This window comes from Accumulibacter sp., assembly GCF_029255285.1.
Lineage (GTDB): Bacteria > Pseudomonadota > Gammaproteobacteria > Burkholderiales > Rhodocyclaceae > Accumulibacter.
Genome location: NZ_JAPUVI010000089.1, coordinates 158063 through 172645 on the forward strand (window position 1 = coordinate 158063; position 14583 = coordinate 172645).

Sequence of the window (14583 nt, forward strand, 5' to 3'; positions counted from 1 at the left end):
GAGTCGTGCTCCGGAGTGGCAGCGGATCGGGTTTGCCGGTTCTCGGGTCAGATCTGCAGGCGCTGCAGGAGATCGCTCTCGAGTCGCACCCGGCCGGCACTTTCCTCGAGTTCGGCGCCGCTGATCAGGAAGGTGTCTTCGACCCGTTCGCCGAGCGTCGCGATCTTCGCGGTGTGCAGATTGGCATGATGCTCGGCGAGTTGCTTGGCGATGAGGAACAACAGCCCTGGGCGGTCGGCGGCGACGACCGTGAGGACGAAGAGTTTCCCGGTTTCGTCGGCTTCGAGATTGACCAGGGGCTGGATGCTGACCACGGGTTGCAGCGGGAAGTGCCTGACCTGTCGCGAGACGCGTCCGGTGGCCGGAATGTCGACCGGCGCGCGATGCGACAAGCGCTCAGCAAGTTCATGCTCGAGGTAGCTGATCATCGCGCGATCGCTGTCGCGGTCGCTGATGTCGAACAGGATGAAGGTGTCGAGCGCGTAGCCGTGGCGTGTGGTGTGGATCCTGGCGTCGACGATGTTGTAGCCGGCGCGGCTGAAGAAGCCGACCATGCGCAGAAAGAGGTCCGTCTGATCGTGCGTATAGACCATCACCTCGAGACCCTCGCCGAAGGGGTTGAGGCGCGCCTTGACGAGCGGTCGTTCGCTGTCCAGGCAGTCGTGCAGCGTCCGTGCGTGCCAGGCAATCTCTTCGGCGGTTTGGCGAAGGAAGTACACGGTGTCGACTTCCTGCCACAAGCGCTCGTGGGCGGCCTCGGGCAGGACCAGATAGCGCATCAGACGCAGCGCTTCGCGCTGGCGCTGGACGATCACGCCATCGGGCATCGGCGGCGCATCCCGCGATTGCAGGAAGCGCCGGGTGGCGGTAAATAACTGCTCGAGCAACTGGCCCTTCCAAGCATTCCAGACCTTCGGGCTGGTGCCGCGAATGTCGGCCACGGTCAGCAGGTAGAGGGCGATCAGATGGCGTTCGTCACCGACAATGGCGGCGAAACCGGCCACCACGGCGGGGTCGGAAATGTCCTGCTTCTGGGCGACGCGCGACATCAACAGGTGCTGGCGGACCAGCCAGACGACGAGTTCCGTGTCCCCCGGGAGCAGCCCGTGCTGCGCGCAGAATTCCTCGGCATCGCGCGCCCCGAGTTCGGAGTGATCGCCGCCACGACCCTTGGCGATGTCGTGAAACAGCGCCGCCAGATAAAGGATCCATGGGTTGCCGAAGTCGCTGATCAGACGTGTGCAGAACGGATACTCGTGAGCGAATTCCTCCATCGTGAAGCGGCGCAGGTTGCGCACTACCTGCAGGATATGCTGATCGACGGTGTAGACGTGGAACAGGTCGTGTTGCATCTGGCCGACGATGCGTCCGAAGGCCGGCAGGTAGCGGCCAAGGATGCCGAACTGGTTCATTCGGCGGAGTTCGAGCACCAGGCCGCGGCCTTGTCTGAGGATGTCGAGAAAGCGCGCACGGTTGCCCGCATGGCGGCGAAAATCGTCGTCGATCAGTACGCGTGCCCGCCACAGGGCGCGCTGCGTGCGGGCGCTCATTTCGAGCAGGTCGGCATCCTGCTGACGCAGCAGGAAGGCCTCGAGAATGGCCTCTGGCGTGTCGGTGAAGACATTCTCGTCTACCACGTCGAGGACGGAAGTCTTCTTCTGGAATCTTTCGTTTATCGCTTCGGCGCGCGCTTCCTGCGGTGGCAACAGCGCCACGCCGATGTTCTGCAAGACGATGTTGTTGATCTGGGTGACCGTCTTGGCCGTTCGATAATAGCGCTGCATCAGTTGTTCACTGGAGCGGCTGGCGTCGGTGGCCGTGAAGCCGAGTTGTTCCGCCAGCGCCGTCTGGTACTCGAAGAGCAGGCGATCCTCGCGGCGCCCGGCGTGCAGGTGCAGATGCACACGCAGCAAACGCAGGAAGGCTTCGCACTGGTCGAGCAGCCCTTCCTCTTCCGTGGTGATGAAACCGCGTTGCTCGAGATCGTGCCAGCAGTGGCCGTAGCCCGCGGCCTGCGCAATCCAGAGGATGACCTGCAGATCGCGCAATCCGCCGGGGCCGTCCTTGCAATTGGCTTCGAGGCTGTACGGCGTATCGGCGAAGCGCTGGTGTCGATCGCCCTGTTCCATCTGCTTGGCCTGGAAGAAGGCACGGCCGTCGAGGCTGCCCCTGAGCAAGGTGCGAAAGCCCTCGAACAGGCGGCGGTTGCCGGCCAGCAGGCGCGCTTCGATCATCGAAGTCTGGACCGTGATGTCGCTCTTCGCTTCTTCCAGACACTGTTCGAGAGTACGGACACTGTGACCGGTTTCCAGCCCGATATCCCAGAACAGGCAGACCAGTTGCTCGAGTTTCTCGGTCAGCCTGTCGTTGGGCACTTCCGGTAGCAGAAGCAGCAGGTCGACGTCGGAGGCCGGGTACAGTTCGCCGCGGCCGTAGCCGCCGACCGCGACCAGCGCCAGCGAATCCGGCAAAGCCAGCGTGTCCCAGAGCTCGCCCAGGATCTCGTCGATCAGCCGACAGCGTAGGCGCAGCAGGCGGGCGGCGTCACGCGTGGCGACGAAATCGTCGCGCATGGCGGCTTGCCCGGCGCGCAGTCGTTCCTTCAGGCGGGCGATCAGGCTACCGCCGGCGCTTGCCGGCGCCGTTTTCATGGCGTTTTTTCGAACAGAAGTCTGCCTTTGCGATGGCCGATTTCGCCAAAGCGGGCTGGGTCAGGCAGATGCCTCGGGGTTTTCATCGGCGGCTCCGGTCATCAAGCGGCGCAGGAAGGTCCCGCCAGCGGCGAGACCTGGTACGGTGTGTCGCCGTGGACGCCTGGTCACGATTCCTTGGCCGACACGCGAGGCATTAAGCAAATCTCGTGCCATTTCTGGCGTCGAGATGGTATGCCGCTTGCTTTTCTCTTTCTCGGCGTGTTTCGGCGTCCGCGGCGCGAGGGCTTTGCTCCCGCCCTCCGGCGGCCGTGAAACGGGCGTTCCGGCTGACCTGGACGGGCCAGCAGACGACGCTCCCTGGGCGCTGGCAAGAGAGGCCGAGGCACGGAGTGGGTGCGCCTAGCGCACCGATGGCCCCAACAAGGGGCATGGCATAGGGGGAAGGCATGAGTAGCAAAGGTCAGGTCACGCTATTGGTCACCGGCGAGGAGCCGGTGCACTTTTCCATCCTCGTTCCGACGCACGGCAGGGATTGCCTGGACATCCGCAGCCTCGGCGCGAAAACCGGTCGCTTTGCTTACGATTCCGGTTTTGCGTCCACCGCGAGTTGCAAGTCGAGAATCACCTTCGTCGATGGCGAGCGAGGTGAGCTTCTTCATCGCGGCTATCCGATCGAGCAACTCGCGGCCCAGTGCGATTTTCTCGAGGTGGCGTATCTGCTGGCCCAGGGCGAGCTGCCGAACAGCGCGCAGCGCACTCAGTTCGAGTCCGCCATTCGGCAGCACACGCCTGTACATGAACAGATGGTCAAGCTTTACCAGGGCTTCCGTCGTGACGCCCGGCCGATGGCCGTGATGGTGGGTGTCGTCGGCGCTTTGTCAGCATTTCATCACGACGCGGGAGACTTCTCCGATGCCGCGCAGCGCCGTCTCAGCTTTCACCGACTGGTCGCCAAGATGCCGGCGATTGTCGCGTTGGCTTACAAGTACTCGATGGGTTTGCCGTTCATGAATCCGCGCGGCGACCTCGGTTACACGGCCAATTTCCTGTACATGTTGCGCGCCACCCCGTGCGAAAGATACCAGCCGAATCCGGTGCTGGTGCGTGCCTTGGACCGGCTTCTTCTGCTGCACGCCGACAATGGCCAGGATGCTTCGACGGCCACCGTGCGCATGGCGGGTTCATCGGGTGCCAACCCGTTCGCTTGTGTTTCGGCGGCCATCGCCTGCCTGTCGGGACCAGCGCACAGCGGCGGCAGCGAGGCGAGCCTGGCGCTGCTCGAAGAAATCGGCGACGCCTCACGTGTCGGCGAATACATTTCGCGCGCCCGAGCACGTGCCAGGGCGAAGCCGGAAAGCGATGGCTTCAGCTTGCCGGGCTTTGGTCACCACGTGTTCACGCAGCACGACCCACGCGTGCCCCTGCTGCGCGAGGTATGCCGCGAGCTTGTGCAGGAACTCGATCTGGAGAACGATAGGCTGTTCCGCCTGGCGCTGACACTCGAACGGATCGCGCTCGAAGACCCCTATTTCGTAGACAAGAAACTGTATCCCAATATCGCTTTCTACTCCGGCCTCGTGCTCAAGGCACTCGGCGTTCCGGTTTCGATGTTCGCGTGCATTCATGCGCTGGCGCGCACCGCCGGCTGGATGGCGCAATGGGAGGAGATGCTGACCGACGCCGAGTACAAGATCGCCCGCCCGCGCCAGCTCTATACCGGTCGCGGTCGGCGGCTCGTGTCGGCGTCGGCTGCTTGCCGACCCGCGATTGCCGACCGACCGTGAGCGCGCTTCGGCGTCAGCCCGAGCGCTGGCCGCGCGGTGTCGCCGCTCCGGGTTCCCCGCGGGCCGGTAGAGGCAGCAGTTCCGGCGGCAACTGCAGGCGAGCGAGCAGCGTTTCGCGGTTGATTTTGAGCAGCGCCTGGATGGCTTCGAGATCGTCGGGGATCGCCGCGTCGCCCCAGCCATCGACCGAGTGACGCGCCAGGTCGACCGCCAGCCGGACGTTCTGCACACGCGGAAGCTGTGCCTTCCTGTCGTCCATCAGAGTGGTCAGCAGGGCCGGCAGGTGCCAGGCGTGGCAGAGAGAGATCTGTAGCTCGGCCAGAGTGAAACCCAGCACCTCCTGCTGTGCGCTGGCGCTGCGCAGGTTGCGGTCGGCGTGCAGTCGCGCGCGGATTTCGATTGCCAGGTCGGGCGCGAAACACCACAGCAGGATCTCCGCGAGGTCGTGTAACAGGGCGGCGAGAGCGACCTCGTCGACACTCATGTCGTGGCGGGCGAAAGCCCATTCGTAGGCATAGCGCGAAGCGCGCTGTGTGCGGAGAACGACTTGCAGCATGCCGAGCAGGGCCTGCGGTTGCTGGCCGAGAACGCTTTCGATGGTGAGCGGGTTCTCGAACGCGCGGAAAAAGGGCTCGACGCCGAGCATCATGACCGCACTGGCGATGTTCGTGATCTCGCTACGCAGGTGTTTGCTGCCGAACGACTGGATCAGGGCGACGACGCGGACGGCAAGAAGAGGATCCTGCAGCACGATGTCGGTGATGTCGCGGCCGGTCACGCGGTCGATCTGCTGTCGCGCTTTCTCGAGCCGGCGAGCCGTCTGGCGCAGAATCGGGAGTTCCCTATCGCCCAGGAGCATCAACCAGTCGGCAAGGTTCTGCGGGTGCGGATTGTTGGACATGGTGGTCGCCTTCCAGGGAGCGTCGGGCCAGGGTGCCGGTTCAGAAGCGCTCGTCAGCCTGTAGATAGCGCCACTGGCCGGGCGGCAAGCGGCCCAGCGAGACGCTGCCGATGCGTACACGCTTGATGTCGGTCACCCGCAGACCAACCAGCTCGCACATCCGTTGAATCTGACGTTTTCTGTTTTCATGGACAACGAAGCGCAGTTGCTGCTCGCCGAGCCACGATACGTGGGCCCTTTCGAGCTTTACCTGGTCGAGCGACAAACCGTGCCTGAGACGTTCCAGGCCGTTTGGCGCAAGTTCGCCTTCGACGCGCAGATGGTACTCCTTCTCCACTCGGGCGCCACCACCGGTCAGCCGGCGGGCGACGCTCCCTTCCTGAGTAAACACCATCATCCCATGCTCTTCCGCGTCGAGTCGGCCGGCCATCGCCAGGCCGCGCAGCTGGGTTGCCGTAAAGCGTCGGCTGGCGCGGTCTTCGGCCCAGTGGGTGTCGGGACGGATCAGTGCCATGGCGGCGACGCCTGCTCTTTCGTCTGCCGCGATCGCGCTGTGGGGGGCTTTGTTGAAGACGATCGTGACACTTTCCGTGCTTTGTTGACTGGCCGTATCCTTGATCTCGATTTTCGATTTCGGGTTTGCGCGTGCGCCAAGCCGGTTGACCACGATGCCATCGACGCTGACCCAGCCGTTTTCGATCCAGGCATCAGCTTCGCGCCGTGAGCAGCCGCTCAACTGGCTCACCAGTTTCGACAGCCGCGGTGGTTCCTTCGCCAGGCCGCGCGGTGGACTGTCGGCCGGCGGCGTGGTCGGCGGCCGGACCCGCTCCGGCGGTTGCGCCGACCGCGGCGGGTGTTCGTCCAGCGGCTCCTGACGAGTCGGCAGGGCGGCGCGCACGCCTGTGCTGCGTGCAATTCCGCGTGGCGGATGAATCTTCCGCGTCGCTTGGCCGGCCTGCTCGGCCTTCGCCGAACCGGGGGTACTGGCCGCCGCCGCGCGGCGCGGACGCTCTGCGTCACCTGCGGGTCGCTGGTCGCCGGCCGCCGTGCCCGAGGTCGCCTCCGCTCGTCCGGTGCCTTCCCCGGCCTTCGGGCTCCCCTGCGCCGCGGTCGTCTTGTTGGCGGCCGCCGGACTGGCGGCGGGAGCCCCGACATTCCGTACCGCTGGCACCGTCGTCGGTGGCCGGTCGGGAAGCGGTGAAGGTGCTGCCCGCCGGTCATCGGGGCGCGCTGTCAGCCCGCGTCGGCTGGCCTTGGTGCCGGTGCGCAGTGGCTTGCGGGTCGGCGACCGGCCGGTCGGTGTGGTGCTAGGAGTCTTGCGCGGGAGCTTGAGCGTCGAACGGGGCATGGCGACTTGTTCCTTCTGGTCGGCCCCGTAGTTTACGCCAGAAGAGGCGGCTTAGCGCGGCGGCGGTGGCGGTGGCGCGCCGACTGGTGGGGGTGGCGGGGCGGGCGGCGGCGGTGGCGGCGAGCCACGCGGGGGCGGTGGCGGCGGAGTGGTCGGCCGGGGACGGCTGACGCTGTTGTCCTGGCGCCAGACGCCACCGATCAGCGGCACCTTGTGGCCCTGCGTGTACATGCACTGCACGTAGTTCTGATCGTAGCGCTGTTGCAGCGCGTAACTCGACGCGTTCGCTGCGGCGATACCGCTGGTGCTGCCGGCGAGCAGCCCGACGCCGGCACCGACCGCGGCACCGCTCGAACCATTGACCGCCGCTCCCACCGCTGCCCCGACCAGCGTACCCAGAGCGGCGCTCGCCACACCGGCCTCGGTAGCGGCCTGTGCGGGGGTTTGCGAGCCTATCGTCTGACGTGCGTAGCGACGGCACATGGCGTCGTCGGCGCGGAACTGGTCGAAGCGCATTCCTGTGCCCGGTAAGGCCGTCACGCTGGGACCCTCCGGCGGCAGACTGACGCAAGCGGTGAGGAGAAAAGCCAAGAGTGGTGTCGACAGGCGCAGGCTGGGCATGGTTGATCTCGTTGGAGGCGTGGCTGAGCGGAAAAAACAAGTCGTGCCCCGGGCGACCCTGCCAGTGACGTGCTACTTGACGGGGCCACACGCCAGATAACGCAGTGGGCGCCGAATGGCTGACGCAGCGTGAGGATCCAGGCATTTCGGCAGCGCGTCGAGGGGGCACGTGGTGGCGTCTCGTTCGATCTTCTCCGATTTCGGGCACAGATCACGCTGCGCTCGCCGGTTTCTGGTACGCTGGCGGCGAGATAGGCTGGGTCGCGGCGGCCGGCCGACGACTCGGTGGGTGTCGTACCAGGCGGGAGTCGGGCGGGTATCGGGTCGGTCGTTGCGACGCTGCCGGCGTCGTGGAACGACCGGGCAAGGTCAGCCGTCACCGGCTCCAGGCCGGTGCGACAAACCGGCCGCGCTGCGAAGGTTTCGATCTGACCATGCCAGAACATCCCGCCAGTGCCATAGGCAATCTTGCCGACCTCCAAGAGGGGCAGATCGCGCTCTCGCGATTCATCGTCCAGGGCGATCGGGGCTTGTATGTCAAGCCCTCGCGACTCGAGTCGCCGACTGATTTTGTCGATTTCGTCGATCGCGTGGTGGCGTCCGGCCTTTACTTTCGCGGGCTCGACTACGCGAAGTTCGTCGCGCTGCTTTACGACGAGCCGGCGGCGGATACCTGCGAAACGACCGACGATGTGTTCGTGGCGGCCGATATCACCCGTTTTCGGCCCGAGCGGCAAGCGCTGTACAAGGGGCTGCGCATCGAGGGCGGCGAGGCGACCTACCTGTTTCAGCCGGTTTACCTCGAAGCGACAGCCGAGCAGACGGACAGCTCGGAAAATGACGAGAGCGGCTCGTCGGCGGCCGACACCGGGCGGCGTCCGCGCGAGGTACGCACCCGGCTCGATATCGACGAGTTCATCGCCAGCGCCTGGGAAAAAGGCCTGCGCTTTGGTATCGATGTCGCGGCGGTGCAGGAAGCCATCGAGCTCGACAAACCGCTGCGCCGGGTGGTGGCCCGCGACCGGCCTTTCGTGCCGGGGACGGACGCCGAGATCGTCGAGCAGTCGCCCGGCCTGCGCCGCAACAACGCACCTCGTCGGCTGCTCGGCGGCAGGGTCGATCTCTGTCAGTTCGAGACCCGTTACCCGCAGGTGGCCGCCGGGGTACGCCTGGTCAAGAAGCGCCCGCGTACGCCGGGGGTGGACGGACGCGACATCGGTGGCAAGATCCTGCCGGCGCCGCCGTCCAGAGACCTCGATCTGGGGGCTATCGCCGGCCCCGGGACGCAGGTCAGCCGCGACAAGGATGGCGAGTATCTGGTGACCTCGGTCAGCGGTTTCCTACAGATCGATACGCGTAGCAATCAGTTCTCGGTCGCCGATCGAATCATCAGTCACGAAGGTGTCAGCGCACGCACCACCGGCGACCTTCTGCTGACTGGCGAAGTCTATGAGCAGCATGGCGAGATCCAGGAGAAGCGCATCGTCAAGTGCCGCAGCATCATCGCCTACGCCGATGTCTTCGGAAATGTCGTCTCCGCCGGCGGGGTCGTCCACCTGAGAAGTAATCTGGTCGGTGGCAGTGCCAGCAACGACCACGGCGACATCCTCGTCGATGGGGTCGCCTCGGGCTCGACGCTGATCGCGCCGCAGGGCAGCATCAGCCTCCACCGGGCCGAGAACTGCGTCATCATCGGCCGCCAGGTGGCCGTCGAGCACGCGACGAACTGCGACATAGTGGCCGACGATCTGAGCATCGACGTGGCCGAGGCCTGTGCGGCGGCAGGCAAGACGATTCGCGTGCGCCGTTCGCGGGCGCGTCGGGAACTGGACAACGTGTTGCTGGTGCTGGTGCCCGACTTGTCGGCTTTGGATACCAGGATTGCCGCGCTGGAGCAGAAATGCGCTGCTCTGACGAGCGAGGCGGCCGGTCATCGCCGGAAGATCGAGGCGTTGCGCGGCGAGAAGGAAATCGCCAGCTATCTGGCACTGGCCGGCAAGTTGCGTCGCCACGAAATGACCCTCAAGCCAGAGCAGCAAGTCGCTTGGCGCCGGCTCTCGGCGCAGGTCGCGCCCCTGTTGCGGACGCTGAGCCAACTCGGCGAAGCGGCGAACGAAATGGATGCCGAAGTGAAGCGTCTCGGCGCGCAAATCGAAGAAGAGCAGGCCGCACGGGACGAATCGAGTCGCGGCGTGGCGTGTACCGTGGATGCGGTGGAAGGCGAAACGCAGGTCCGTACGCTTCTCGTCCGGCTCGCCGATACGCCGCTGAACGCCTTGTCGACCAAGGATTTAAAGGCCAGATTGCGGCGTCGCGACGGAGCGACGAAAGCGCTGTTCGCCGGGTCCACGGGGGCGTTCTCGTGGACCTACTGGACGCCAGGCTGAGGCATGCCCGTCGGTCGCCGTGCGCGGAATCCATCGCGTACTCGGCCGACGCGCCGCTGGCGGTAGCGCTTCCTAAGCCTCGGCGAGCCGCTTGGCGATGTGTTCGAGGGCTTCCTCGATCTGATCGATCAGGATCAGGCAGAGGTCTCCGGCCTGCAGTTCGGCCAGCGCGGTGTCAATGGCGAGGAACTCGCCATGGATTTCGCTCACCTCGGAACTTCGCCCGGCACCCGCCAGACCTTGCCGCAGCAGGGCCAGCACTTCGCCGTCGGCACGCCCGCGCTGGCACTGGTCTTGATAGAGGATGACCCGATCGAAGGCCTCGCCGAGGATTTCCGTTTGCTGGCGGATGTCTTCATCGCGTCGGTCGCCGGCACCGCTGATGACTACCGTGCGCCGGCCACCGGCGGTCGACATCTGGTCGATGGCATTGACCAGCGCTTGCATGGCATCCGGGTTGTGGCCGTAGTCGGCGATCAGCGTCGCGCCGCGATAGTCGAAGACGTTGAAGCGGCCCGGGGCCGTCTGCGCGTCGTTGACGAAGCTCGCCAGGCCGCGGCGGATGGTTTCCCAGTCGACCCCCAGCGCCCAGGCGGCGGCGGTGGCCGCCATCGCATTCTCGACCTGAAAGCCGATGGCGCCGTTCTGGGTGACCGGAATCGCGCTCAGCGGGAGCCGATGTTCGACCCCGTCGCCCACGGCCACGATCTCCGCCCCGTCACGATAGACGACGCGATTGCGCTGCGCGCGATGCATGGCCATCAGTGGATGGTTGCGATCGCAGGCGAAGAAAGTGACGCTCCCCGGGCAGCAATCGGCCATTCGGGCGACCATCGGATCGGCCGCGTTGAGCACCGCGACGCCGGTGACCGGCGTCACGTTCTGAACGATGACCCGCTTGACGACCGACAGGTCTTCGACCGAATTGATATACGACAGCCCCAGGTGGTCGCCGAGTCCGATGTTGGTGACGACGGCGACGTTGCAGCGGTCGAAGCCCAAGCCTTCGCGCAGGACGCCGCCGCGTGCCGTTTCGAGAACCGCGGCATCGACGTCGGGGTGCAGCAGGACGTTGCGCGCGCTCTTGGGGCCGCTGCAGTCGCCGGTATCGATACGCCGGCCGTCGATGTAGACGCCATCGGTGCTCGTCATTCCGACACGCAGGCCCTGCTGGCGCAAGATGTTGGCAATCAGGCGGACGGTCGTCGTCTTGCCGTTGGTCCCGGCGACGGCAACGAGCGGAATACGCGCCTCGTCGCCTTCGGCAAACATGTTGGCGACGATCGCTTCACCGACCGGCCGTCCCTTGCCGAACGACGGTTGCAGGTGCATGCGCAGACCCGGCGCCGCGTTGATCTCGACGATGCCGCCGCCTTGCGCTTCGAGCGGTCGCAAGACGCTGTCGCAGACGACGTCGACGCCGGCGATGTCGAGGCCGATCGTCTGCGCGGCAGCCACCGCCTGGGCGGCAAATTCGGGGTGAACGTCGTCGGTCACGTCGGTCGCCGTGCCGCCGGTCGACAGGTTGGCGTTGTTGCGCAGGATGACGCGTCGGCCTTTGGCAGGCACGGATTCCGCACTCAGGCCGACGCTGGTCAGGCGCGCCAAAGCGACTTCGTCGAGGCGGATGCGGGTCAGCGAGGTGGCGTGACCCTCGCCGCGCCGTGGATCGAGGTTGACACGATCGACCAGTTGGCGGACGGTGTGTAGGCCGTCGCCGATGACCAGCGGCGGATCGCGGCGCGCCGCCGCGATGAGTTGTTTGCCGACCACCAGCAGGCGATAGTCGTGGCCCGGCAGATAACGTTCGACGAGCACCTCGTCGCTCACTTCGAAAGCGATCGCGTAGGCGGCTTCGATCTGCTCGCGGGTCGACAGGTTGACCGCCACCCCCTTGCCCTGGTTGCCGTCCTGCGGCTTGACGACGACCGGGCCGCCGATTTCGCAGGCGGCGGCCCAGGCGTCCTCGGCGCTGTGTACCGGCCGCCCGCTGGGTACCGGAACACCGGCCGCGTGCAGGAGACGCTTGCTGAGTTCCTTGTCCTGGGCGATCGATTCGGCGACTGCGCTGGTACGATCCGTTTCCGCCGCCTGAATGCGCCGCTGGCGGCTGCCCCAGCCGAACTGGACCATGCTGCCCTCGGTCAGCCGGCGGAAAGGAATTCGGCGCGCCAGCGCGGCATAGACGATGGCCCCGGTGCTCGGGCCCAAACGAACGTCTTCGTCGAGCTCACGCAGCCGCGTGAGCGCCGCATCGAGCTCGAACGGAGCGTCCTCGACGGCCGCTCGGCAGAGATCCTGGGCCAGTTCGAAAGCCAGCCGGCCGACCGCCTCCTCGCTGTACTCGACCACCACCTGGTAGGTTCCCGCTTCGACCGTCTGCTGGTTGCGGCTGAAAGTGACTGGGCAGCCGGCCTGCGCCTGCAGGCCGAGCGCTGCGAATTCCAGCACCTGTGCCATCGATACCGCTTCCTCGTGCCCGAAGGGGCGCAGCATGGCCAACTCGGGGAAGCGCTCGCGCAGGCGCGTTTCGAAACCCGGCAGGCAATCGATGTTGCGCTCGCTCTCGGCGCAGCGAACGATGGCTTCGATCGCCGTGTGCCGGCTCCAGAGATTGGGACCGCGCAGAGCGCGGATACGCGAGACTTCCATGGCGGCTTACCTCTTGTGGGTAGGCTCCGGACCGCGAGTCGGGCCGGAAGAGAGTGAGTTCGGTTCAGGCGACAGTAAAGGTTTCCAGGCCGGTGCGTATCAGCTCGCCGCCGATGCCCAGCGCCCAGGCCGTAGCGGCCGCCGCGAGGACGTTTTCGATCTGGCTTTCGGCAGCGGTCTGGGCCAGCGGGATGGTCTGCAGGCTGACGATGGTCGTTTCGTCGGCGCCGCGGGCGATCACCACCTGGCCATCGCGAACGAACACCGCACGCCCAGCCCCCGCCCGGTGTTCGACGAGCGCCGGCAGGCTGGGGTCGATGGCGAAGAAAATCACCTCGCCGTCGCACAGCGGCGCCATTTCGACGAGCATCGGCTGGCTGGCGTTGAGCACCGCCGCGCCGGTGGGCAGCACGAGGTCGACCTGCGTGCGCAGGACGGTGAACACCTGCTCGGCGGTTTCGACGTCGTGCCGGCCAAAATGACGGGCGGCATCGACGTTGGTGACGACGCCCACCAGGCAGCGGTCGTACGCGAGACCTTCGTCGAGGATGGTGTCGGTGCCGTTCTCGAAGACGGCGGCGTCGACTCCGCGGTTCATCAGAATCCGGTGTGCGGACTCCCAGTTCGCGCCGTTTTCCGGCGCGATGCAACGCCGATCGACGTACACGCCGTCGCTGCAGGCGAGGCCGGTGCGCTTGCCGGCGAGGGTCAGCAAGCGGGCGACCAGACGGGCAACGGTCGTCTTGCCGGAACTGCCGCTAATACCGACGATCGGAATCCGGCCGTCGTCGCCTCCGGGGAACAGCTCGTCGACGATGGCGCGACCCACTGGGCGGGGCTCGCCGGTCTCCGGTTTGAGATGCATCAGCAGGCCGGGACCCGCGTTGACCTCGACGATGGCGCCACGCTGCGCGTCGAGCGGCCGGGCAATGTCTTCACAGACGAGGTCGACGCCGGCGATGTCGAGGCCGACGATGCGCGCCGCGAGCGAGGCGGTGGCCGCCGTGTCCGGGTGTACAAGGTCCGTGACATCGTCGGTGTGGTTGCCGCTGCGTACGATCAGGACCTCGCGCCCGGCGGCCGGTATCGAATCCGGCGCAAAGCCCTGGCGCGACACCTCGAGGCGGGCGACCGGGTTGTCAGCGAGATCGATGATGTCGAGCGGGAACTCCTCGGCCGCGCCACGCCGGGGGTCGGAGTTGATCTGGCGCTCGATCAGCTCGTCGATCGTCGACTTGCCGTCGCCGACGACCTTGGCGACTTCGCCGCGCGCCGCGGCGACGAGCTTGCCGCCAACCACTAGCAAGCGATGTTCCGAGCCGCGCACGTAACGCTCGACGATCACGCCACTGCCTTCGACGACGGCCGCCGCATAAGCCGACTCGACTTCGGCGCGGGCCATCAGATTGGTGAACACGCCGCGCGCGTGGTTGCCGTCGGACGGCTTGACGACGACCGGTACGCCGATTTCCTCGGCGGCCTCCCAGGCATCTTCGGCGCTCTCCACCAATCGACCCTCGGGAACCGGTACGCCGCAGGAGCTGAGCAAGGTCTTGGTCAGATCCTTGTCGCGCGAGATGCCTTCGGCGATGGCGCTGGTGCGGTCAGTTTCGGCGGTCCAGATGCGCCGGCTGCGGGCGCCGTAGCCGAGTTGCACGAGGTTGCCGGTGGCCAGCAGGCGGATTGCCGGAATGCGGCGGTCCTTGGCGGTCGCCGCTTCGACGATGCAGCCCGTGCTCGGACCGAGCAGCTTGCGCTCGGCCATCTCGGCCAGGCGTTCGACGCACTGGGAGACGTCGAAAGGCGTGTCCTGGATCGCCGCCATTAGCAGTTCGCGCCCGGCGTACAGGCAGGCGCGGGTCACGTCGTCGTGCCAGGCACGGATCACCACCTTGTAGACACCGCGCTTCGAGGTTTCCCTGGCCTTGCCGAAACCGCCAGGCATGCCGGCCAAGTTCTGCAGTTCGAGCGTCACGTGCTCGAGAATGTGGGCCGGCCAAGTCCCTTCCCGGACGCGCCGCAGGAAGCCGCCCCGCTCACCGTAGCTGCAGCGGTGCTCGATCAGCGAGGGCAGCAGAGCGTTCAGACGGTCGTAGAAACCGGGGATGAGGTTGGAGGGAAAATCCTCCAGTTCGCCGATATCGACCAGCGCCTCGATGGCTGGACGATAGGTCCAGATGTTCGGGCCGCGCAGGTAGCGGATCTCGAGGAACTTGATGTCTTTCGTCTTCATGTC

General features: G+C 66.1%; 8 protein-coding genes. 2 read left to right on the top strand and 6 right to left on the bottom strand.

Features of this window, described 5'->3' with window-relative positions:
- Nucleotides 1-47: 47 nt before the first annotated feature.
- A complete protein-coding gene (locus Q1M07_RS11960) occupies nt 48-2651 on the bottom strand; it encodes a [protein-PII] uridylyltransferase (protein WP_300454110.1) in 2604 nt (867 codons plus the stop codon).
- Between the two features lie 449 nt (nt 2652-3100).
- Between Q1M07_RS11960 and gltA the strand changes: the two genes are divergently transcribed.
- A complete protein-coding gene (gene gltA / locus Q1M07_RS11965) occupies nt 3101-4438 on the top strand; it encodes a citrate synthase (RefSeq protein WP_300454111.1) in 1338 nt (445 codons plus the stop codon).
- 13 nt (nt 4439-4451) lie between these two features.
- Here the strand turns inward: gltA and Q1M07_RS11970 are convergent, their stop codons facing one another.
- The 3 genes from Q1M07_RS11970 to Q1M07_RS11980 are packed head-to-tail and all read right to left on the bottom strand — an operon-like array spanning nt 4452 to nt 7308.
- Nucleotides 4452-5339, bottom strand: a complete 888-nt coding sequence (locus Q1M07_RS11970) for an HDOD domain-containing protein (protein ID WP_300454112.1) — start codon at nt 5337-5339, stop codon at nt 4452-4454.
- 40 nt (nt 5340-5379) lie between these two features.
- The gene (locus Q1M07_RS11975) at nt 5380-6687 is read right to left on the bottom strand and encodes a pseudouridine synthase (protein WP_300454113.1); all 1308 of its coding nucleotides are present in this window, start codon (nt 6685-6687) and stop codon (nt 5380-5382) included.
- A 51-nt stretch (nt 6688-6738) separates the two neighbouring features.
- A complete protein-coding gene (locus Q1M07_RS11980; RefSeq protein WP_300454114.1) occupies nt 6739-7308 on the bottom strand; it encodes a glycine zipper family protein in 570 nt (189 codons plus the stop codon).
- Between the two features lie 434 nt (nt 7309-7742).
- Here Q1M07_RS11980 and Q1M07_RS11985 point away from each other — a divergent pair, with 434 nt between their 5' ends.
- The gene (locus tag Q1M07_RS11985) at nt 7743-9695 is read left to right on the top strand and encodes a flagellar assembly protein A (RefSeq protein WP_300454115.1); all 1953 of its coding nucleotides are present in this window, start codon (nt 7743-7745) and stop codon (nt 9693-9695) included.
- Nucleotides 9696-9767: 72 nt separating this feature from the next.
- Here the strand turns inward: Q1M07_RS11985 and cphA (Q1M07_RS11990) are convergent, their stop codons facing one another.
- Nucleotides 9768-12347: a cyanophycin synthetase gene (cphA, locus tag Q1M07_RS11990; RefSeq protein WP_300454116.1), complete on the bottom strand. Its 2580-nt coding sequence runs from the start codon at nt 12345-12347 to the stop codon at nt 9768-9770.
- 64 nt (nt 12348-12411) lie between these two features.
- Nucleotides 12412-14580, bottom strand: coding sequence for a cyanophycin synthetase (cphA, locus tag Q1M07_RS11995; protein WP_300454117.1), 2169 nt, complete (start codon nt 14578-14580; stop codon nt 12412-12414).
- Nucleotides 14581-14583: the final 3 nt, after the last annotated feature.